Origin of the sequence: Anaerobiospirillum sp. NML120449 (assembly GCF_023051105.1) — a bacterium.
In the GTDB taxonomy this organism is placed as follows: Bacteria; Pseudomonadota; Gammaproteobacteria; order Enterobacterales; family Succinivibrionaceae; genus Anaerobiospirillum.
Genome location: NZ_JALKIL010000046.1, coordinates 13,559 through 37,226, shown reverse-complemented (window position 1 = coordinate 37,226; position 23,668 = coordinate 13,559). Strand labels below are relative to the sequence as shown.

Annotated in this window: 12 protein-coding genes; 4 read left to right on the top strand and 8 right to left on the bottom strand. The window is 52.8% G+C overall.

Going from position 1 to position 23,668, the window contains the following annotated elements:
* Window positions 1-362: 362 nt before the first annotated feature.
* Window positions 363-1,256 (bottom strand): protease HtpX, encoded by an 894-nt coding sequence (gene htpX, locus MXE41_RS11140; protein ID WP_246978315.1) that lies wholly within the window; start codon window positions 1,254-1,256, stop codon window positions 363-365.
* Window positions 1,257-2,426: 1,170 nt separating this feature from the next.
* On the opposite strand from htpX, the gene MXE41_RS11135 reads away from it, so the two are divergent.
* A complete protein-coding gene (locus tag MXE41_RS11135) occupies window positions 2,427-3,176 on the top strand; it encodes a hypothetical protein (RefSeq protein ID WP_247100539.1) in 750 nt (249 codons plus the stop codon).
* Between the two features lie 148 nt (window positions 3,177-3,324).
* On the opposite strand, the gene MXE41_RS11130 is transcribed toward MXE41_RS11135, so the two are convergent.
* From MXE41_RS11130 to MXE41_RS11100, 7 genes are all read right to left on the bottom strand, one after another.
* Complete coding sequence (locus MXE41_RS11130; protein ID WP_247100538.1) at window positions 3,325-5,220, bottom strand: IS1634 family transposase; 1,896 nt, start codon at window positions 5,218-5,220, stop codon at window positions 3,325-3,327.
* Between the two features lie 269 nt (window positions 5,221-5,489).
* Window positions 5,490-7,052, bottom strand: coding sequence for a hypothetical protein (locus tag MXE41_RS11125; RefSeq protein WP_247100537.1), 1,563 nt, complete (start codon window positions 7,050-7,052; stop codon window positions 5,490-5,492).
* Between the two features lie 318 nt (window positions 7,053-7,370).
* On the bottom strand, window positions 7,371-8,792 hold the full coding sequence (locus MXE41_RS11120; protein WP_247100536.1) for a prephenate dehydrogenase/arogenate dehydrogenase family protein: 1,422 nt from the start codon (window positions 8,790-8,792) through the stop codon (window positions 7,371-7,373).
* 252 nt (window positions 8,793-9,044) lie between these two features.
* A complete protein-coding gene (locus MXE41_RS11115; RefSeq protein ID WP_246978320.1) occupies window positions 9,045-9,884 on the bottom strand; it encodes a VacJ family lipoprotein in 840 nt (279 codons plus the stop codon).
* A gap of 486 nt (window positions 9,885-10,370) precedes the next feature.
* Window positions 10,371-15,191, bottom strand: coding sequence for an SbcC/MukB-like Walker B domain-containing protein (locus tag MXE41_RS11110; RefSeq protein ID WP_247100535.1), 4,821 nt, complete (start codon window positions 15,189-15,191; stop codon window positions 10,371-10,373).
* 20 nt (window positions 15,192-15,211) lie between these two features.
* Window positions 15,212-16,180, bottom strand: coding sequence for a DUF4194 domain-containing protein (locus MXE41_RS11105; protein WP_246978322.1), 969 nt, complete (start codon window positions 16,178-16,180; stop codon window positions 15,212-15,214).
* 28 nt (window positions 16,181-16,208) lie between these two features.
* Window positions 16,209-17,975: a DUF3375 family protein gene (locus tag MXE41_RS11100; protein WP_246978323.1), complete on the bottom strand. Its 1,767-nt coding sequence runs from the start codon at window positions 17,973-17,975 to the stop codon at window positions 16,209-16,211.
* A 1,878-nt stretch (window positions 17,976-19,853) separates the two neighbouring features.
* On the opposite strand from MXE41_RS11100, the gene sstT reads away from it, so the two are divergent.
* From sstT to MXE41_RS11085, 3 genes are all read left to right on the top strand, one after another.
* Window positions 19,854-21,107, top strand: a complete 1,254-nt coding sequence (gene sstT / locus MXE41_RS11095; protein ID WP_247100534.1) for a serine/threonine transporter SstT — start codon at window positions 19,854-19,856, stop codon at window positions 21,105-21,107.
* A gap of 387 nt (window positions 21,108-21,494) precedes the next feature.
* Complete coding sequence (gene hemH, locus MXE41_RS11090) at window positions 21,495-22,670, top strand: ferrochelatase (protein WP_247100533.1); 1,176 nt, start codon at window positions 21,495-21,497, stop codon at window positions 22,668-22,670.
* 194 nt (window positions 22,671-22,864) lie between these two features.
* The gene (locus tag MXE41_RS11085) at window positions 22,865-23,620 is read left to right on the top strand and encodes a LysE family translocator (RefSeq protein WP_247100532.1); all 756 of its coding nucleotides are present in this window, start codon (window positions 22,865-22,867) and stop codon (window positions 23,618-23,620) included.
* The last annotated feature ends 48 nt before the right edge of the window (window positions 23,621-23,668 follow it).

Here is a 23,668-nt window from a genome sequence, read left to right as displayed (position 1 = left end):
TAGCTCACAACCAGCTTCTTTCAGCACAGGTGTCACCACACTGTACCTTGCTTTCAGCTAACGCTTCCCACTAGCGGGTGCGTAAGGGACTTTAACCCTCAAGATAATGCTCATGCCGAGCACACAAGAAAAAAGGACAGCTTTTCAGCTGTCCTTTTTTCCTGGCCAGTATCTGACCTGCCAGGCCCTGAGGTTCACGGTCACATAGCCATGGACTACCTGTCCATGGTCAGTGCCCAGTGCCAGGGCCCATGGCACATGGCATATGGCCACTGGCCCGACCGCCCTTAAATCCTGAGCTTAGACCAGGGGTTCAGGGCTGGCCGCCTGAGCAATCAGTCAGGCTACTGGTGATGCTGTGATTAACGACCACGGGCACGCAGTGCGGCAATACGCTTTTCAAGTGGAGGGTGGCTCATGAAGAGCTCGGATACGGAAATGCCGCCATTGATGCACAGGGCAGAGAACTGACCCTCTTTTTGTACATTCAGCGAAGACATTCTCTGCAGAGCCTGCAGGGCACCAATCATCCTCTGAGTACCCTCCAGGTCAGCAGAGCCGGCATCAGCACGGTACTCACGGTAACGGGAGAACCACATGGAGATGATGGTGGCCAGAATGCCGAAGAGAATCTGGAAAACGCTGTTAACAGCGTAGAAGATAAAAGGATTGCTGCTGCTGGACTCTGAGTCGCTGCTGGAGCGGCTGAAGAAAGCGGATACGGCCTGAGCTGCAATGTAGGAGAAGAAGTACACAAAGGTATTGAGTACGCCCTGCAGCAGGGTCATGGTAACCATGTCGCCATTGGAAATATGGGAGATTTCGTGACCCAGTACACCACGAATCTCATCGGCGCTCATATTGTTCATAAGACCGGTTGATACGGCCACCAGGGCATTATCCTTGGAGGCGCCGGTAGCAAAGGCATTTGGCTCGGCAGAGTGGTAGATACCTACCTCAGGCATGCCGATACCGGCACGCTGGGCCATGGATGCCACTTCGTTTAACAGAAAGGCTTCAGCATTATTACGTGGTGAAGTGATGATTTCGACACCATAAGAGGCCTTGCACATGGACTTTGACATGAACAGAGAAACGATCGAGCCCACGCAGCCAAAGATGGCGCACATGACAAACAGACCGGTGTAGGAGCCAGGAGAAAGTCTGATGCCAAAGAGAGACATAAGAATGGAGCCAACAATGCCTACCACTAAAAGGACGGCTACCTGCATGGCAATGAACAGCAAAATTCGCATGACAACCTCTAAATATGAAAGAAGTGACTGGACAATCCAGCCTGTTCACAGTGTATCTAAAAAAGCTTAGCACCAGGACATTATATTCACAAAAACCGATAAAATCGCAAAAAATCACCAGCCCCACTTACCCGGCATGAAAGCGCCCATTGCACCAGTAACCTGGCCTGAAAACGTCCTTCCCCCCCACCAACTTCTCCTGAAAACAGTCCCTGCTCTACAAACCTTGCCTGAAAACGTCCATGGCCGAAAGCAGCCCCTGCTCCCTCAGCTGCACTTTCATGGCAAGCCCTCGCGCCTGTCTCCTGCCTCACAAACAACTCTTCCCCCTGTGCTGGCCTTGCTTGCTGTTCTGACCATGATGGTCAGCTGGCCTTGCTGGCCGTGCCGCTCCTGGTTGCCATTCAGCCACTGCAGCCTCAAGTATCTGCGGTTAGTCGCCGGGAAATTTACCAGGCATATGACATATGACCAGCTGCTTTCTTTGCGCAGGGCAATTGCGCAAATGAGCTGGCCCCTTGCAATATACCAGGGTAAAGCACGCCTTACCGCATAATACAGCTAACCATATTGTATTAGAAAGCATCCAGGTCATATTAAAGCCAGGTGACATGTTGATTACACTGTCCATTCCTGACTCCACATTTATCGTCCCTGAGGGGCATGAGTAACATTGGTTGCTGAGCCAATATTTCATAAATAAGGCAATTTCGCTGCGCGCAAAGTCATGATGCAAGAGAACTCTACAAAATTATATGTAATGTGTTATTTCAAATTTCAGGTGCATGGTACATATGCAATCTAAAATGAATAAGGTACTGCATAATTCAGCTTTTCCTTAACAGGTTGTTATAGCTTTTGCTGCACGCATTGGCTTTAATATCAGCCCGGTGCCGACAGAAATCCTGGTTCTTCCCGACAATGCTTAACAGAGTCAGTTCATTTCAGCTCATGTCAGTTCATGTCTGCTCAAAGACTGTCATGGCGGTCGTCAAGAGTGGACGGTACTGGCGCTGGCAGTGGCGGGCTTGCGACAGGAATGCGATGGGCCTGGGTAGGGATGGGGATGGGGATGGGAATTGAAACCGGGATAGTGATGGGGATTAGCTTTTTGGGGAGAGATATGCGGTGCGTGCTATAATTGCCGGGCAAATTTGGAGGATTTTTTTGATGAAAGGCACTGTTATTGCGATTGATCGCGATAAAGGATTCTGCGATATCTACTGCTCAGAAAGTATTGAAACCTACCGTGCTGAGCTGGGTTCCTTTGCCTCTGATGAGGCTATGGCCATGGGCGCTGATGTTGAGGCAGACGTAGAGAGCTCCCCATCCATGTTCAGCCCGGGCAAGGCTGTACTGACCTCAGTAAAAGCTCTGGTCATGCACAATGAAAAGGTAGGTCTTACCACTGAAGCACGCTATCCTGAGCATGAGACCATCAAGGATGAGCGCGAGTATCTCATCGCCGCTGAGGGAGCATCCGAGCGTGAGTGCCGCTCAGCTCTCATCGAAAAAGCAATTGAGTGCAACGTCAATGGCCTGCTGGATATGAAGCTTGAGGTGGTTACCCGTCCTGGCGTAAAGACCGCTCTGTTCCGCTATACCGCCCGTCCTGCAATTATTGAAGGTCCAAAGTATCACCAGCAGCCAGGTCAGGGTATGACCATTCCAGTCAAGCTCGCCCGCCGCAACAGCCCAAATGAGGCCATGGTGCGCTATATCCGCGTGCTGCTTATCAGCTTCCTCTTTGTGGCTATTCCATCCATTATGAGCCTTACTCAGGGTGGCGTAATCCCGTCAAAGATGATGGGCCAGATTATTACAGCCGGTCTGCTTGTAGCCTCCATGGTGCTCTTCTTCCTGGTTTTCTTCCGCAAGAGACAGAGTTTTATCCTCACTCTTAAGAGTATTCGCAGCTGATGCGTCAGCCCCACTGAGCGCATCTGCACAGAGGCACATAAAAAAGCCCGCCTGTTCTGACAATCTGTCAGATTAAGGCGGGCTTTTTTGTTTCTGTCTGCGGCCGGCATGCCACTGACATTGAGCAGAGCAACCTTGGAATAAAAAACTAAGCCCTGATAAACACCTGATTTTGCCTGATTCTGTCCCACTCAACCGCTGTTCTGTAAATATATTGGGCTCTTCTAACCAGTGCTTCGGATTCATAGTAGTCCAAGGCATTTTGTCCCAACAGCTTTGCAGCAAGGTAAAAGATTGAATCCTTGTAGCGTCTGGAATAGTGCATACTGGCAGCGTCGAATGTTGCTACAGTTGAGGTTTCATCAGAGAACTTAAGCAGCTGCTTCCATGATGGGCGCTGGCAATCTGGCTCACTGTCGAGTGATATTTTGCGCCCATTATCAATGCAAACAGTTGCGATCAACTCAAGAACTCTTTGAGCGTAGAAGTTAGCAATTGCCATGACTACAACCAGCGCACGCATACGCTTTTCGCTTTTGAAGAAGAAGCTGTCAAAGAAGGTTCCTGTAGCTTTGATGCTCTTCCATACCTCCTCAATGTCTGATTGTCCGTGGTATGTCTGATACAGGATTCTGGCAGACTCACGTGTTGTCTCCATGCTGGTCTCAGTTGTGGCTGTAACGTAGTAGAGCTCCTTCTCTATGGCTTTGGCTATAGCCTCATCATCTGTGCAGGCTGTAGCCTTAACTCTCACTCCGATAACAGACTTGGCCTCACCATTCTTTGGTCTGCCTCTGTGAGTGTAGCCGAAGACTTCCTCGAACTCAGGGGTACAAATGGAGCAAAGGCGAAGCTTCTTTTGAATCTCTTCAAAGTCACGCACAGCGTCATTCATACAGGATCCAGGGGTTGTCCAGAGCTCCTCCAGCTTTTTGCTGATCTCTTTCAGCTCTTTATTAGCTCTTGCTCTGACTGTCTTCTCCTTGGCAGACCGGTTTGCTTCAGCAATGAACATGATACGTTTTAGCCCAACAGATGACTCTTCAGATTTGCCGAATTCCTGATTTGGAAGCCATGCGTACTTGACAGTAACAGCAGGCCCATCAGTTTGATTACTGTCCTTGACTTCAAATTCATCGAATGCAAGCAGACCATCTGCAGCCTGTTTCAGCTCAGTCTTGAAGCATTTGTCTGGCATTCTTGTAATGACATTGATGCCGAGCCTCTTGCATGCAGAAAGAGTCTCTGGTGTGGCACCTGCTGAGTCCATAACGAGCAAGGAGAGATTCGGATACTTCTGCTTTAAAGAATGCAGCTCGCCATCCATTGCGAAAGATTTAAATCTTGAAATATCATTTTCGTTGCCGCTGACAGGGGCAGCAAAAATCAGGTGAGGGCGCCCGCATGCAGATGTTCTTGCAGATACGCCCAGGATGCCTATTTGCGCAAGCTCAGGATGATCATCTCTTGAGTAGTCATGCTTGATTGAAACAGGTTGATTGCCCTTGAGAAGCCCACGAGGCAACTCTTCATTCTCTGGAAGCATAGAACGTATAAGTTCAGGATCAGCAATCTCAAGAGCAGTGTTATCCTGGGGCATCATGTGACAATGAATCGAGGTACTGTCCAGATGTGCTTGTTGTACTTCTTCTGCAGGGGTAACGGTAGCCATGAAGTCGATTAGAAAGGAGGCTGGACCATACTCAGATATCTTGTCCAACATGCGACCTGCAGCAAACCTGTTGGTTGCCTTTACTATGTTCTCATCTTCACCAACGTTACCAAGTAAGCTTGAAGGTACCGTTCCTGCCCATTTCTGTATGCTGTTCAGACCGCCAGGCATGAAATTGCTGGTCATGCGCAGAACCATTATCCTGAACAGCTCTCCTGATGTCAGCTTAACATGTGGACCAATCTCAGGAATCATCAAGTTAACCTTGGAAATAAGATCATCCTCTGACATGAGCGCAGCAACTAACCCAAGGTGATCAATCTTGAATGCGAAGCTGTCATCATCTAATAAAGTATAAGAACTTGTAGTCATAGGGCCCTACTCCGAAATGAGAATGAGCTGAATATGCAATATTGAACCACTATGTGCTCAATAAAGCTGTTATTTATCTTGTTTTCTGTCAGGTTAACATTATTTTGGCATTTATTCCTGGAAAGCTCTGCTCAATGTCAGTGCCATGGGACGCACCTGGCAGCACCTGGCGCTGCCATGCTGGTCTGCGGCGGTCCGGTCAGCGGACCTTACGGCGGCCGGTCAGCGGACCTTACGGCGGGCGGTCGCTGACCTGGCTGCTGGCCAGATTATTCGGCTTCGGCCGGCATGTCGCTGGCGCTGTTGAGATTGCCCTCAACCAGTGATGGCAGATTCTCCTGAGCGCGCTTGGCAGCTTCAATTTCAGCCTCCAGAGCTGCCTTATCGGCCTGCTCCTGAGCCTGCTGCTCCTTAAGGGCACGCTGCTCCTCTTCGTAGAGCAGGTCATCCTGAGTCTTGAGATCAGTAAGAGGAATACCGTTCATAGTGACGCTCTTGCCCAGAAGCTTTACTTCGGTGGTGTACTGAACACCATCATCAGTAATCTGACCTGCAGCTACACCATCATGGATCAGACGTGAGTAATCCTCACCGGCAACCTCCAGCACCAGATTGCGGTCAGCTCTGATCTTATATTCAGAGTCAAAGCGGGAAATCTTTGGCTTGGCGCCATGCTCGTCAAAGGAGAGCAAGGTCTTACCGCTGATATTAAAGCTCTCACCTTTATGGCTGTAGCCAAAGTTATTAACAGTGAGAGTAATGAGATCGGTAAAGCCACGTAAAATCTCGTGCACCACCTTTTTGGTATCAAACTCACTGTCGGCAGACTTCACAATATTCTGAGCAGCTGACAGCAGGTTGGGAATGGAGATGCGCTCAATGTCAGCATCAATTTTGAAATTATCGAGCTGATAGTAAGGCTGAACCACGTTGTAGCGTATATAAGGGAAGGCAAAGCCGTAATTACCGCTGTTTTCAAAGGACAGACGGGTCATGCCCTCACTGTCAGGCTGGGTCAGGGTAATCATGGTTGAGATATTGTTAAAGGAAATGGCGTCCTGAATGGAAGGATCGCGCACATTGTCATCAGGGTCAAAGCCAATGGCATAGAGTGTGGAGAATTTGAACTCCAGCTGCTGGAGATTGACCACCAGGCTTTCAAAGTGCGGCTTTTTGTCGATGATACGTGGCAGGAAGCGCACATCAAGACCGGTCAGATCAAGGCGGTAATTAGGCTTGTCGTTATAGCGCATTGCGCCTTCGCAAACGGCACCTGCTGAGCGGAAAGACACATCCACATCTTCAGTGGAGGTGGCATGGAAGCTCAGCGAGTTCTGGCCCAGTTTACAGATACCGGTACTGGTAGGAATAAGGAAAGAATCAGTCTTTAAACTGCCCTCAAGCTTTGGTGAGACTGCAGTTGCATTGAACACACCGGTAAAGGAGACAGGATCAACATGGTACTTGGCCAGAATGGCCTCCAGGTTACCGGCACCGGCTACTGACTGCACAGCACCGGACAGGCGCAGCGGACCGAAGAGCAGACGCAGGTCTATGGCACCTGAAATAAAGTCCTCTCCCAGAGTATTGCCTGGTTTTAACGGCAAACGGTAGAAAAGGCGACCATTGCGCTCGGTAAAGCTGTCATTAGCAGGTGTGTACTCAAGCTGCAGTCCAGGAACGCGGTTTTCTATTTTGGCAAGAGTACTGCCAATTTTGCTGTCAAACAGCCAGGTAGCCGTCTTAATCTGAGCTACCAGCAACAGACAGAAAACAGCCAGCAGCACCAGCAGCCAGAACAGAGTCTTTTTGAGGAATCCCAATGTGAACATACGCCAACCTTTGCGCCTTTGCTCTTAACTTTTGACATCAATGACGGTCAGAAAAACAGTCAATAATAATAACACAAGCACCCCAATGATAAGCCGTCATAACCTTGCTCCCTGGCAGCTGCAATGCCATCTGCACTGCAGCTGAACCGGCATCTGCATGGCAGCTGCAATGCCGTCTGCAGGGCACCTGCATGGCAGCTGCAAACTCCGTCTGCAGGGCAGCTGGACCGGCAGCTTCATGGCAGCAGCCATGATGCCGCGCCGGGCGCGCCTGCAGCCAGGAACTGGCCGGGCGGCGGAAGGCGGCCGGGCTGCAGGTTACAGGCGGCAGCTGTCCTGCACCAGGGCAAGCACGGTACCGCTTTCCCTAAGGAACATGCGGGCAAAGTCACCAAAGAAAGCATTTGTTTCACGGAACTGCTCAATAAAGCCTTCCTTGTCATCATTACGCAGCATCTGCAGGGCGCGGGAAGCGCAGTCCACATATTGCTCAATAAGCTCCAGATTAAGCTCTGATGAAGAAATAATCTCACAGTACAGCCCAGGATCCTGAGCAAAAAGACGGCCCACCATCATAAGCTCCAGACGGTAAATAGGAGAGCTCAGCTGCAGCAGCTGCTCAATAAAGCGGCTGCCCGGCTGACCAGCTTCATGCTGCCCTGCACTGGCAGGTGATGCTGGATTTGCCTGGGTAGCGGCAGCCCCATCTGCAGCCGGGCTGCTGATGCTGTTGCCAAAGCGCTGTCGCAGGAAGTTGCCGTAGGCAATGGTGGTGAAGTGGCGCAGTGCCTGAATCACCCTCATGGCATCATCGTGCTCACGGGCGCTGCAGGTGACCACACGGGCTCCAAAGATACGCAGCTGCTCTTCGATAAAGGCACAGCTTGAGTGGTCGCGTCCAGGCACACTCACTACTACCTGCTTTACCAGGGAGAAGGTATCAGGACCAAACATTGGGTGCAGTCCCAGCACCGGTCCCTTATGGCAGCGCAGCATGGCCTGCAGCGGCTCGCCCTTGACCGATGTCAGATCACTGAGCACACAGTCAGGACGTATAAAGGCGCATACCTGCTCAATTACCCTGGCAGTAACATCAATAGGCACGGAAACAATGCACCAGTCAGCCTGCCTGAGACGGGCTGCAGCCACTGAGTCCTCAGGAGAGCTTATAGCCCTGCCCTGGTTATCTACACCATAATCACCAACATCCACAGTGCTTACCTGATATGCCGCAGCCTCCAGATAGCTGGCAAAGAAGCGGCCCATGGCGCCCTGACCACCGACAATGCATACATGACAGATGTCGCTGTCAGCAGCTGGAGCGGACGAGGACGCTGCAGCACCGTCTGCTGCGGATGCAGCCGGTGCTGCCTCGGATGCACATATGTCATTAGTGGCCATTTCGTCATGATGGTGTTCAAAGTGGGCCTGAGCAAAGGCACCTGATCCTTTGTCGACATAAGACTCGCGCAGAATACGGCGCTGCAGATCCTGCATCAACGACGGTGGCAGGCCGTACTTGCGCTCCAGGGCGGCACCATGCTCAAGAATGCTCTGCTCGCGTACCGGGCTGACCGCTCCCTCACCAGAGCTTGATTTGATGGCGGCTGCGCTGTGAACCAGATTCATACGGGCCTGAATCAGACTGGCAATTTCATCATCCAGATCATCAATGCGGCTGCGCAGCTCATCAAGCTGCTCTCTGTGCAGCTGAGCATCTGTAGTTTGCTTAATCACCATGTACTCCTTTTAAGGCAGCAGCACTGCCCCTCCACACAATCACTCATAAGTTATGCCCGGGCAATGCCCCGCCTGGCTGAGTCAGGCCAGGCCACGGGCGGACCTGGTCCTGACTGGGCATGGGCCAGGCCCCGACAGGGACTGGGCCCGACAGGGACTGCCCGACAGGGACTGGGCCCGTAAAAAATCAAAAGGCCCGGAAGTGCCCTGTTGAGGGCACTGACCGGGCCGGGTATGGACAGCTTAAAACTGTCAGCCGTCAATCTCGTCGAGCAGGCTTTCGTCAAAGCCGTCATCGCTCTGTACTTCGCCGTCCTGAACCGGATTGACCTTGTTCTCACCATACATGAGGAAGACATCACGGGTCTGAATGTATGGGTCTACAGCATTGTCAATCACACCTTCCTGATCGATAAGCTGAGCACGGTTGTGCACGCCCTCAATCACGAACTTGCCCAGTGTCACCGGCCATGACAGGAAGGCAAATGGCATACCGTCGATGGTGTCGCCATGGACCTCACGGGCAGTAGTTGGACCATAAAGTGGAACCATCATGAAAGGACCCTGCTCTACTTTGCCTTTGCCCAGAACGGTACTCATGCTCATAGGGCGGTACTCAAGGCCAATGTATGAGGCCACATCAAAAAAGCCCAGAATGCCAATGGTGCTGTTGATGGCAAGACGCAGCAGCGAGGTACCAGAATCAGCAAAACGGCCTACCAGAATATTGTTAGGCACGTTATTGACCTCAGAGAGGTTGTTAAAGAAATTACCTACCGAGCTCTGTACTCCCTTTGGCAGCTTTGCATAGCCGTGAGCTGCCGGACGGAGCACATAATTGTCGAGAATATTGTAGTTGAGATACCACATGTAACGGTTAGGAGTATCAAGGGTATCGATGGCATGACCTGACAGAATACTGTAACCGTACGAATAATCAGTCTGAGAGGCCTCAGCAGTAAGCTGACGAGGCATCATGGGATTGTAGCTGCCATGAGCGGCCTGTACCTGTGAGGCAGCCATCATGCCGCTGGAAATCACGGCACATACTGTAACAGTGCCACAAAGGCGTTTAAAAAAGCTGCTGATCATAAGCATCCCTGATGCAGGTAATACCTGCTGACTGGAAATAAATATTTAATGCCCGCAAAACGGCTGTTTTATCTCGCGATCCTGCAAGCTCTGGCCATGCCAGGAAAGTTTAGAGGGCATACACTGTGCCTGCGGGATTCAGGGCCATTATACGGCAGCCCTCAAACAATCCCAACAGCCTTTATAAAGCGATCTGAACACGCCCCACCGTGGCTCAAAATGCCCCCTGAGGTTGCGTTCCCTGCGCACAGGCGCACTGGCGCAGGCCATGCCATGCCATGCCATGCCATGCCATAAGGCGCGGACCAGGCATAGGCACGATCCCCGTGGTTCCGGGCGGCTCTGGCGTTGTGCAGGGCCTAATCAGGGCAAAGGCACCGCAGCCTTAGCTGCGATGCCTTTGAGGGGACAGGCTTTTGCTGTCAGTAATGAAGTTCAGTAATGACCTTAAGCAAATACTGTCAGAAAAGCCGGCCATGGCTGTTATCAGAGGTCGTCCTCGTCGTCATCCTCAATGACCAGTTCGTCAAGAGAATGCTCATAATGAGGCTCCTCTTCCTCTTCCTTAGCTTTCTTTTTGCCTTTCTTTGCCGAAGCGCGCTCCTCATTGAACTCAGGCTCAAGGTCATACATAAAGACCTGATCCCCATCCTCTGAGGTACCCTTTGCAGCATCGTAGCCCCTTGAGTCGTCAATGGAGATATCGACCACTGAGTCCTCGTCCCCTGGAGTGCTGTACAGTGAATCCAGGAAATCCAGACGGGACAGAGCCTCATCAGTACGACGGGCCTCATTAAGCTTGCGCTCTTCTTTCAGGCGTGAGGCGTAGACCTCAGGGTCGAGGTATTTGCCATCATCACCCTTAAGATGCATGTGGTCTTCTTTATTTTCGACATTTTCCTCAGGGACGCTGTCAGCAGCGCCTTCAGCCTCGCTGTCAGTGCTGCTCTCTGCAGCGCTCTGAGCGTTGCCACAGGCACCGACCTCTGAAGCATCGCCTGAGGCAGCCTCAGCGCCTGCGCTGCCTGCATCCTCTGCAGCGGCGTCAGCTGCAGAGGATGAGGCGGCGTCAGCTGCATCGGCGGCTGCTTCAGCTCCTGCTGATGCTGCAGCCTTGCGGCGGCGGGAGCTGGCCTTTGGGGCCGGCTGAGCATCGCTGCCAGAGGCACTGCCAGATGTGCTGTCGGCGGCGCCTGCGCCACCGGAGGCGCCATCATTGGCGCTGGAGGCTGATGCGGTTGCTGGGCGCTCAGGGTTGACCCTTGGACCGGCAAAGCGGTCCTGCTCGCTGATAATGCGCTCATCGAGCTCATTGTACAGACGGGTAGCCTCCTCAGGGCTCAGGCCGCTTAAAGGATCGCCCTCAATCTTGCGATTGAGTATGGCCGGACGGGCAATCTGCTCCTTGAGACGGCGCTTGACGATATAGTCATCGAGCTCGTAATTGAGTACGGTGGACTCATGACTGTCCTCATCACGGTATACAAAAGCTACATGGTTGACATACTTTTCAATGATGTCGAGCTTCTGCATAGGGGTAGCTACCAGCAGCTGCAGATTGAACTTGCTGAACAGAGTCAGAGCATAGTCCACAGACTGAGGTGAGCCACGGCCGAAGGCTTCGTCAATAATTACGAAGCGATAAGAGCGATCGGAGCTGTTGCAGCTCTGATTTTGCTGGGCTGCAAGGGCAGCAGCCTCAGCAGCAGCTGCATTCTCATCATTGCCGCTGGCGCTTTCCATCTGGGCACGGTCCAGGGCCTCATTGACCTCAATACCACCCTGACGGCGTGCCTTGGAGCGGTACTGATAGGCAATGGATGAAGCAAGTACGGTATAGGCCAGCTTTTCTTTCTGACCACCGGACTTACCACCTGAGTCCTCGTAGTAGTCAACCTGGCTGTCATCTTCACGGGTATGTTCGGAGGCAGCAAAATCAAACCACTGCTTTACGTCAGTTACCTTGTTACGCCAGCGACGGTCAATTTCAGCGCCGTTGACCTCACCCTTGAAGCGGTCGATCAGGGCTTTAACCTTGTAGAAGCGCTGCTCGGCACGCTCAAGTGCTGATGAGCCCTCTTCTTCCTCACCCTCAACCTGTTCCTGAGTGGTGCAGCTGCGCAGATCAATGCGGAACTGCTTAATCTCATTGTCAGGGCTTTCACGGGCTTCCATCTGAATGTAGTGGTCAGGATTGAAGTCCACATCCTTCATGATGGAGTTAATGTCGGAGATGCGCTCCTTAATCTTGCGGCACTGAGTAATCAGAGCGGCATTGAGGGTACCAAGCTGGTCGATGGTCTCGCGGTTGAGCTTGTCCTTGAATGCATCGACAAAGCGTGGCAGATCGTCACGCATGAGCTTGTCAAGGAAGTCACGGAAGTCCTCCCAGGCTGCAGCACGGGATGCATCAAGATTACGTCCGGCTACAACAAAGCTCTGAGTAAAGCGGCTCTGCAGATTTACCAGCTCCTGAGCCAGAGCGTTTTCACGCACGGTCAGGCTGGCACTTTCATGCTTGAGCACAGAAACAATTTCGCTGACCAGGTGCTCCACACGGTCATAGGTCAGGGTGGTGTACTTAAGACGTTCCTGAGCCTTCTCTACCAGGTGGTTGATGGCATTGATAATTTCGGCGCTCAGATACTGAGCAGAAATGGACAGATCAAGAGCATGACGATGCTCATTCATGTGCATTTCATTACGGGACTGGAGCTGACCGAGCTCACGCTGACAGTTGCTCAGACGGTCCTCGAGATTCTTCTTGTCCTGACGGTACTCGTCGAGCTTGTGAGTAAGTGTGGCCACAATGTCGTTGGAGCGGTTGATCTCGTCAAGATCAGCCTGCAGACGCTCAATAGTGGCGTCAATGCTCATGTAGTCCACATACTCATAGCCCTGAATTTCGCTCAGGCGGGCAATCATCTGCTGCTTGTTGGCGATAGTACTCATATCGCTGCGCAGTCCCTTGATGGTCTCCTCAATGGTAGACACCATGGTGTTGCAGCGGGTGTACTCGTTTTGCAGGAAGAGGATCTTTTCTTCGTTGGACCAGCCCAGAATGAAGTCATTACCGTGCTGGGAACGACGATCGTCCTTTTCGTTACGTCCGCCTACCTTGCTAAGACCGCTTGGAGTAAGAGCCATACGCTCCTGACGGAACTCGGTCATGTCCTCAGTACAGACATAGTTGAAGTTCTTTTCAAGGTGATTGCGCAGGAAGCCCTGGAAGACAGGATCGTTTTTGATCTCAATCTTGCGTGGCAGAGTCTCAGAGCCTGAACGCATGCCAAAGCCATTGAGCTGACGGCCAAAGACCGAGCCCATGGTGGTGGATGCTGCTGCACTGGTGGAGGCATCAGCCTCACGGATGCGGTAGAACACCAGACGCATGCCAATATTGTTGCTGTTTACGAAACTTGCAACCTCGGCATAGTGCTCCTCAGGAACCAGCATGGACAGAGCAAAGCCATGGAGAACCTTTTCAATGGCCAGCTCCCAGCGAGCCTTCTCATCAGCACGGATCTGCATGAGCTCACCGGCAAAAGGCAGATCGGTATCCTTACAGCCAATGTGGGCGGCAATACGATTACGCACCTCAATATGACGGCTTGGCAGATTGCTCTTACGGCCACGCAGGGAACGCAGTTCATCGTTGATTTCCAGCAGACGTGAGCTCTCCTGCTTGAGCTCTACATTACGTGAGGTAATGCTTTCCTCATAGCTTTGAATGCTGGAGGCAAACTTGTCGCTCAGAGTACTGAGGCTGGACATCATGCTCTTGAAGCTGCGCTCATCAGTAACAGGATTGAGGTCAAGAGTTGTGATAAAGGTTGCCATAACGTTGTAGTTACGGAACACACGCTCACGGGAACTCTTTTCGTGATTGATGCTCTGCACCAGCATTTCACGGCGGTTACCGCCATGCTGGGACATTTCCTGAGTGGTGGACATCATATGAGCGCTGATGGACTCAATCTGCTCTGCAGTATGAGCAGCTTCAGCCTCAAGCTCGGAAATTCTTCTGTTGTTGCGCTCGATTTCCTCAGTAATAAGCTCGGCCTTTTTCTTGTACAGATAAGGGCCTACGCCGTCAGAGCAGCGATTGAGGAAGTCCTTCTGGGTGCGGATATTCTTGTATTCCTCACCCTTGACCACAATTGGCTCCAGAGCCTGAACCTGCTTGCGGGCCTCCTCTACTGAGCGGTAGGAGGCATCAAGATCATTAAAGCGCTCGACCATCTGATCAACCAGCTCATCGCCGTTGAAATCCTCGAGCATCTGGTTGCGCACGAAGTCCGAAATATTGTTAATGGACTTCATGGAAATGGTCTTGTAGAACAGGTCGAGCACCTTGGTATTCTCAATACCAAAGAGACGCTGCATCTGGCTGTAGTACTGGGAGAAGCTGTCATAGCGCTGTGCACCCAGAGCAGAAAGTCTGCGGCCCAGATCGCGTATGTCCTTTACCGGCAGTACGTCATTTTGCAGATTGAAGTCGCGGTTACCAATGAAGTAGTAACGGCTTGGAGTGTTCTTGGGACGGGCAATGACCATGCACTGTACCAGTACCACATACTCATTGAGGGCCTTGTTGTAGAAGGTGGCCATCAGTACGGTAAGTACAGCCTTGTCGCGTGAACGCAGACCCATTTCGGTCTTGACGCCCGAGCTGTTGTCGTTCTTATAAAGACCAAGCACGTATGACGACAGAGAGCGTTCGCCCTTTTCAGCACCGGCTGCCTGGTTGAAGGTGACCTTCTTGACGTCGTAGAGCAGTACGGTAATGGCGTCAATAATGGAGGACTTGCCCGCACCGTTATCACCGGTCATGAGAACGTTCTGGCCGCCAAAGTACACAGACTTTACGTTGTTGTTAAAGCTGCCCCAGTTATAGACGTCCACACGCTCAAGACGGAAGCCCTCAAAACTGACTGGACGGCGGGCAAAGCGGGCCAGCTCCTCATCAGAAAGGGACATTACATCCTGATCATCGGCAATCTCAAGCAGACTGTCGCTGCCCAGGTTGACTACTTCAGCCTCGGCATCAGGGATCTTTTCCCCGTCAGAGCCCGCAGCTGCGCCCTCGACGCCGCCGCTTGCTGCGCTGGCGGTGCCGTCAGCAGCAGCGCTGTCAGCTGCGTCAGCAGCCGCATCGGCGGCCGCCTCGATGGCAGCATCGACAGCCGCCTCAGCTGGCGCAGCCTGCTGCTCCTGAGCGTCGAGCTCAGGATTCTGGCTCTCGTTGATATCCTTGTCAGAGTCCATTACTTCGTGTCCGTCCTCAGTTAAAGAATAATCCTGCATGAAAAAAGTGCTCCGCAAAGCTACTGAGCAGAGTCAGAGGCAAAGCCATCGTCCATGCCTGCCTCTCCATCACCGTCCATAATGCGGTTCTTGGAACGGCCGCCTTCACGTATGTGCTTAACGTAGCTTTCCAGAATGTCATCGGCCTGTTTGAGAATCTCAGGGGTAATGATCACACTGATAATGCGCTTGACCTCGTAGCGCTCCATATCCTTGCTTTCCCTGCCCTTATTCCTGCCTGCAGCACCGGAGTTGTTGCGGGAGAGCAGACCAAGGCTGCACAGCTCATCAATGGAACGGTTGAGATTGTCATCAAGACGCTTGTCATTGTTGACATTGAGCAGGAAGGTCTTGACCAGGGAGAGAATCTCCGAGCGCTCCATAACGAGACGGCCAAAGTGACCTGACATGTCAAACTCAAGCAGACGCTGACGCAGCAGAATAAGCATCAGGCTGTCGTAAAAGCGCAGGGCACGGCGGGTCAGCAGCTGTGGAGGACGCTGACTGTTGTCCTCAGGCATTTCCTCTTCAGTAAGAGAGCGCACATAGGCATAGCCGGCATCATGGTCAACTACCAGACGCAGATACATGCGGCGGCAGAACTCCTCAACCTCACGCTCCTGACGCAGCAGAGATTCAAAGAGCAGCTTATTGTCCTCACGGTCGATATAGCCCTTGAGCAGATAGACCACCAGGGCTCCCGGAGTTACAAGTCTGATGCGTGCTGATCGATCACCCTGACCATCTGCGTCTTCGGGTGTCTGGTCCATGCCATTGCCATCACCGTCAGCATCGCCCTCCTGGCTGCCTGCGCCCCACTGGTTTGCCCAGGCAGAGTTGCCGCCCCAGGCGTCATCAGCGCCGGAACCGGCAGAGTCAGAACTCAGGGCAGCTCCCTGCTCAGCAAGACTGTCGAGCTGACCATAGAGCATATCGTAATCCTGCTTATTGCCCTGACTGTTGTCAGTGCTGTCATCAAATCCAGACATGGTGGCTCCTGTCCAACGCAATGCACCATCAGCGGCGCTTTAAGGTAAGGTGTTTGAGGCGGGCAACGCGGGCAACGCGGTTGCCATCAGGGTCAACGGCCTCCCAGCGGTACAGATCGTAGCGGCTGCTGTCCTCAATAAGGTCAAATCCGGCCATAGCCAGCTTCACATAGGTGGTAAGCTCGGTAATGCCGTGCTCCAGAGGATGTTTCTTAACGATATCGATAAGATCAGCCTCCTCTTTTTCAAGCATGTATTCGGCAATGTGATGAGCCAGCAGCTCAGGGTTTACCACTACCTGATCAAACAGACGGTGGTCATCCGGTCTGAACTCGTCATTCCTGATTTCAGTATTGAACTCAAGACGGTCAGAAACGGTAGCCAGAGGCCTGTCAAAAGGAATTTTGATATCAGCACGCGGAATCTCAAGTTCGATGAGCTTGGGCGGCAGATTATCAAGGCCGTCCTCACGGGTAAGGGAGATTACCTTGGAGGTAATGGACTTGATGCGCTCCTTAAGGAAGCGGTTGGCATCAAGATTGGCCGGCTGCAGGAAGCTCTTGATACGCTTGGTCGAGGCACCCATGATGCGCTCGATATTCTGTCGTGAGGCCAGCCAGGTATCGTGAATATTGTGGATACGCTCATCCTTGTGCAGATCAGCTACGGCCGGATGATGCATAAGGTTGTCAATGCGTTTGATAATGAGCTCGTCATCTGAAGATGACAGCAGCAGGCGGGAGAAGGCCTTTACCGAACGGCCCTGGTCGGTATTTTCAATGTATTCGTTCTGATTGAAGTACTTGTCGAGCAGCTCACCACGCGGACCGGTCCAGTTGAGAATGTCCTGCATGATTTCCTTGTCCAGATTACCAAGATTGAACTCCACCTGACGGAAGTCATCAACCAGCTCAATGGCATCATGCTGGAACTGCAGGAAGCGCTCACGTACCTGAGAGTCAGAAAGGGTGATGATCTCACCACGGCGGGCCTTTTCAATCTGACGGTCCAGAGCCTCACGCTGGGCCAGCAGATCCTCAAGATATACCTCAACATTACCCTCAGTACTCATATGCACTTCCTTGAGGATCTCAAGGAGTTCCTTGAAGCGCGACTCGGTAGGAATAAAGTTGCGGTTCTGATCGTGCATGCTCACGATAAAGGAATAGGCACGCTGCAGGTCAGGGGTAATTTTGTAAACAGGCTCACTGTCGCTGCTGCCTTCATATTCGCAGAAGAAATAGCGCTCTTCTTCAGAAGACCAGCGGCGCAGATAGTACAGCGGCTCATCCTTGAGTTCATTGCTGTCAAGACGCTCATCAGCCTTGCGGCGGCGCTCAACAGCGCGGGCTGCAGCACGCTCAGCACTGGCCTGCACCGAATCCTCTGCATCAGCGCCATCAGCTCCTCCGTCGCCGCCTGAGGCACCTGTGGCGCCGGAAGCACCATAGCCCCCATGCTCAGCCTCGCCATCGTCCCCCTCATCATCAAGGCTTCCGTCAAGACCGGCGCCTGGTAATGAGGCGGCATCAGCTCCGGTTTCATTCATGAAATCGCGGAAGAAAGCTGCATTATCAAGGGCAGCTGACTGATGATTGAGGCGGCCGCCATTGATATTGAAAATGATGTCCTTGAGGACTTCGACCAGCTCAGACTCAGGGGCTGCAGTACGTGACTGCCTGATAAAGGCCTCATGAACAAAGGTCAGAATCACCGGCGCATGAGTTGCGCAGAGCAGTTTCCAGGCAGGATTCTGCGCCCTCTGTGTGACAAAGAAACGATAATCGACAGTCATGAAACCTGTTCCTTAAAGGAAATTAACCCGGCTGCACCTTATACAGGATGGCAGCCCCCTGAGCACTCCCGCCCTCTTCATCATGAGCGGAAGCCCCTGCCCGGCCTTGCGGCACTATGGCGCCTTACAGCGCTGCGCACACCAGGGCGTGCCTCATGGCGTGCCCTATGGCATGCCTCATGGCGCGCCCTATGGCATGCCTCATGGCGTGCCCTATGGCATGCCCAACGGCTTGCAATTTTGCGTGCTCTTTTGCGTGCAAAAAGCAAAAGCTTACTTTAATCGGCGCCTCCTAAGCAAGATCCAGGATGGATTTTACTGAGGATGCCACCGTGCAAATCATGTAAATATCAGAAATTCAGGCAGCCCGCCATCCAGTCTGACCGCATCCCGGGCGCAAGCCCAGGCAATGACGCAGGCCGGACACGTCCACACCGCCCCGCCTGGGACAGAGCAGACAGCAGTTTTGAAGAAAGATGCCGCCGGGCATGCTGTTACCGTCATCAGAGCACAGGGCAGCAAGAGGTGACGCACACTGAGCCGCCCTGCCCGTCAGACGCACACGGCGCCGGGCGCAGCGCGCACAGGCGTGACTGTCAGGTCCTGCTCACAATGGCAGGCCCCGCTGATCCTTTGCAAAGTCTGATACAGATAATAAGAAGATACCCATTTGGACAGCTGGGAGCTTTCCTCATCTGGGCCACAAGAAAAGAAACAAAGAAGACAGGGTCACAGGCCTGTCAGAGGGCACAGCCGATCGGCTCAGCCCGGTAAGGATTACACCTATCCTGATGGGGCGCATTATACCATTAAGAGTGTGAAGCTGCTCATAAAAATCAGCTTCAATGCCAGCTCTGCCTGCCGCAAATCACTGCTGACAGTCCCTGTCTCCATGTCCCCATTCATGCCGCTATGGCATGCCCCATTGACCATGCCCGGGCATGCCCGGAACACGACCTCGGACATGGTCCCTGCCATGCCCCATTGCTGGAGCCTGGTTACTGTGTATGCTCTGGAGCCAACGGCCAGGCTGTGCCAGGCGTGCCCATGCCTGCACTGAGGGCTCAAAAGGCAGGAACTGCATCGGGAGTTGCAGGGAGACTGCCAGGTGCAGTGCATGGGAATGGGGATGGGGCGAAAACGGGCCTTTTGAGGTATGGGCTGGCACTTTTGGCCTTTTCAGACACTAAATTAAGGTGCCATGATGCTGTTGTGGTGTGTGCTGGATCAAAAAAGGATGCCACCTGCGCACCATACTGGTGCAAAATCATGATTTGCATCGGGTTTGGCAATTTTCCACATATATAATGGACCTGTTTTTGTGCGTAATGAGCTCCCTTCTGCCGGATCATGTCCTGCTGTGTGCGCCCAACCTGCTCATAAGATGCCATGCCCGTTATGGGCGGCATGGAGGTTAATGCCCGCAGCTGTCATTTCTTACGCACCGGATACTGAGCTGCAGCCGCCCTTATGCCATGGCAGTCAGCCTGAGGGGTCAGATGCCCCGTTGCGCAGACTGTGGCAGGCTTTCAGCACGTCAAAAGATGCCAGTATCCAGAGCGCATCAGAGTATCGAGCACCTGACTGTCTTCGGGGAACCGCCCGTCAAGGCTCCCTGACAGCCTGGTTTTATACTCATGATGCACTCCAAAGAGCGCCTGCATGGTAGGCAGGGCCCTGGAGTATGCTTCATTCATCTGACCGACCACCTGTACTTTTTAACTATGGAACTGCACTGAGGCTGTGCAGGCTGAACACACAATACTCAGCCGTATGGCCGGGGCCTTGTCACAATGAGAGCATAAGGCACCCCAAGGTGGTTTGCCTGCATCGACAAGCAGCGCATCCTATGGTCAGCTAACATTGGAGTTTTTCCAAATGTCAGAACCAGTCAACAACAAATTCCCACTCGCTCAGACTCTCAACCGCGTACCTTTCATCCTGCAGGTTGTCATTGGTCTTATTGCCGGTATCGTGCTGGCCCTTATTTTCCCAAATGACAAATCCGTAATTCCCATGTTCGGTGACCTCTTCGTAAGAGCGCTTAAGGCCATTGCTCCGCTGCTGGTATTTGTTCTGGTAGCAGCCGCCATTGCCCGTCACCAGAAAGGTACCAACTCCAATGTTAAGCCGGTAGTTTTCCTTTATATAGTTTCCATGCTGATGGCCTCTACTCTGGCCGTAGCCATGAGCTACATTTTCCCAAGCAACTTCACCCAGCTGCAGGATGCCGTAGAGGGCGTTACACCTCCAATGGGCATTGGCGAGGTTCTTTCCAATGTCATCAGACAGGCCATTGATAATCCTTTCAATGCCCTGCTCACCGGTAATTTTATCTGCATTCTGCTGTGGTCCATTGCACTTGGTCTTGCTTTCCGTGCTGCTCACGACAATACCAAGCGCGTACTTGAGGATCTGGCTCAGTCTGTAGCTGCCGTAGTCCGTATGGTTATCCGCTTTGCTCCTCTGGGTGTTATGGGTCTGGTATTCAGCTCAGCTACTGCCGAGGGCGGTTTTGCCAACCTCTTAAACTACGTCCATGTAGTAGTGGTTCTGGTAGCCACCATGCTGATTATCGCCTTTGGTATCAATGCCGCTCTGGTCTATGCTGCCACCCGCGAAAATCCATATCCTCTTATCATGACCTGTATTGCCAAGTCAGGTACCACAGCTTTCTTCACCCGTTCATCTGCTGCCAATCTGCCAGTGAACCTTGCTCTGTGTGAAGAACTCAAGCTGCCACGTGAGACCTACTCCATCACCATTCCTCTGGGCAGTGCCATCAACATGTCCGGTGCCGGTGTTACCATCGTTATCATGACCATGGCTGCCGTACACACCCTGGGTGTAGAGGTGGACTTCTTCTCCAGCGTGCTCATGAGCGTAGTTTCCGTAGTCTGTGCCTGCGGCGCCTCAGGTGTAGCCGGCGGTTCCCTGATGCTTATTCCTCTGGCCTGCTCCATCTTCGGCATTCCAAATGACGTTGCCATGCAGATCGTAGGTATCGGCTTTATTATCGGCGTAGTTCAGGACTCCTCTGAGACTGCTCTGAACTCCTCTACTGACGTACTGTTCACTGCAGCTGCCTGCCGCCGCGCTGATCGTCTTGCAGCCGGAAAGGCTAAGGCCTGATAATCCAGTGCCCTGTTAAGGGCAACTCAGTCAGGCACAGATCTGAAATCCACAGGGCCGACAGCTCACGCTGCCGGCCCTGTGTTTTGTGCACAGCCACAAAGCGGACAGCCTCCCAGCCTGACACGTCGGCCCGGCCGGCCTGAACGGCAGCACCACCTGGTGCGCTGCGCCAGGGTGCGCCGCCGCCGTACAGGCGCCCTGCGCTACAGGGCGCTGCGTGCATTAAGTGACCGGGCAGGACAAACTTATTTTCAGGGCGGGATGGTCGTCATAAAAGCGGCCCATTCATACTGTTATAATAATCATCTGTCTGCGCTTCTAATGTGGGGCGATCATATGTTTTGTGCAACTGCACCTGCCTGATAAGAACAAAAGGGAAATGTTATGTCCAAACATGCTGTCATACTCTATACCATTGGATCTCCTGAAAATCTTGATCCGGCCTGCATCAGAGACTATATCAACCGCTTTTTATCAGACAAGCTGGTAGTAAAGCTGCCACGCTTCTTATGGCAGCCAATACTGAGGAACATGATTTTAAAATCACGACCTCAGCGCCTTGTAGGCCGTTATGACAAAATATTCGTTGACGGCAAAAACCCTTATCTGCGCGACATGGAGCAGCTGTGTTCAGAACTGCACACCCTGCTGACCGAACATAACCAGGCAGCCGCCCAGGCAAAGCGTGCTCAGGGCACAGCCTCTGAGGTAGCGCCCGCCGCAGCTGCAACCTCTTTTGCCTCCATTGCATCCCCTTCAGCATCTTCCTTTTTCGGAGCTGGTGGTTTTGCAGGTAATGACAGCAATGTTCTTTTTGACGCCTCAATGTGCAAAAGCACTGCAGCCCGTGCAGCCTGCAGCGGCGAGAATGTCGAATACGTGGTGGTTCCTGCCTATGCCTACACTGGCGATGGCCTCAAGGAAATTGCCAGTGCCCTGATTTCAAAGGGCTTTGGTCATATCACTGTTATTCCGCTCTTCCCTCAGTATTCAGACACCACTTCAAAGCGCCCACGCCTTGAGCTTGAAGAGCTCAAAAAGAGCTTCCCTCAGGCTACCTTTGCCATGGTACGCAGCTACAGCACCAACGATTTCTACATCTCCAGCGTTGCGTCCATGGCAGCTCAGTCCCTTGCTGATCCGCGCTCCCACCTGTTGCTGACCTATCACAGCCTGCCAAAGACCTATATCACTCTGGGCGATCCTTATCTCAACGAGTGCCGCAACACCTCTGATGCCATTTTCCGTCAGCTGGGACTTGATGATACCCGCAGCTCCATTGCTTTCCAGAGCAAGATGGGCCCTATGCCATGGCTGCAGCCATATCTTGAGGAGCATGTTGATGCCCTGCTGGCCAAAGGCGTAACCCGTCTGGTAGTAATGGCGCCGGGCTTCTCTACTGACTGCCTTGAGACCCTTTATGACATCGACATCAATCTGCGTGAACAGTTTATGAATCACGGCGGCGAGTCTTTCAGCTACATCCCATGCTTAAATGCCACAGCACAACATACCAGGCTGATGGCAAGACTGCTCATGTATTCAAGCGAAGACCTCTAATCCGCCACGGCCCCGGCCCCGTCTGACCTTGCAATGAAAGGGCAGGCGCTGCCAGACCATGCCTTGCAATGAAAGGGCAGACGCTGCCAGACCATGCCGTGCCATGCCCAGCCAGGCATGGCCAGGCCGTCCTGCCATGGCCCTGCAGTGCAGGGCCATGGTCATTTGTGCCCCCTCCAACATAATCATTTGCCATGAGCATCAGTCTTATCCTTTCCTTTGCTCTGACCTCACTTATCCTGTCTCTTGCTCCCGGCCCTGACAATATCTTTGTACTTACCAACAGTGCCCTTTATGGCGTAAGGCGTGGCATTGCTGTCATTACCGGCCTCTGCCTTGGCATTATGGTCCAGACAGCCTGCATGATAGCCGGAGTAACGGCCTTTGTATCGGGGCTGCCGGTACTGCTTACTGTGATAAAGCTCGCCGGTGCCGGCTATCTGCTCTGGCTTACTCTGGGAGCCACGCGCGCCACCATTTCCCTGCTGCGCGCCAGTCGTGCGCCATCGGCACCAGCCGCCGCCGCTGATGCGGCTGCTGCGGGCACTGCTGCAGGCGATGCAACCGCCCCTGCAGGCAGGCCTGCGGCTGCCGATTCAGCAGGCCCTTCTGATGGCGGGTCTGCGGCGGCAACTGAGTCACTGAGTATGGGCAGGCTGGTGCGCCGTGGCTTTATCATGAACATCACCAATCCCAAGGTGCAGCTGTTCTTCCTGTCATTCTTTCCTCAGTTTCTGCCCCCAAATGCTCATGGCCTTGAGCTTATGGCATGGATGACGCTGCTGGGCCTGATTTTCACTGCCGCTACCATTATTGTGTTCAGTGCCATTGCTGTTTTTGCCGGCACTTTAAGCACAGCATTCAAGTCACCACGCTTTAACCTGATACTCAACAGCGCCTCCGCCCTGATCTTCTTCAGCCTGGCAATTTACACCCTTATAACGCTTTAGAAAGCGCATTATACACAGCGTCCACAACCGGCTGCATACAGCTTCCAC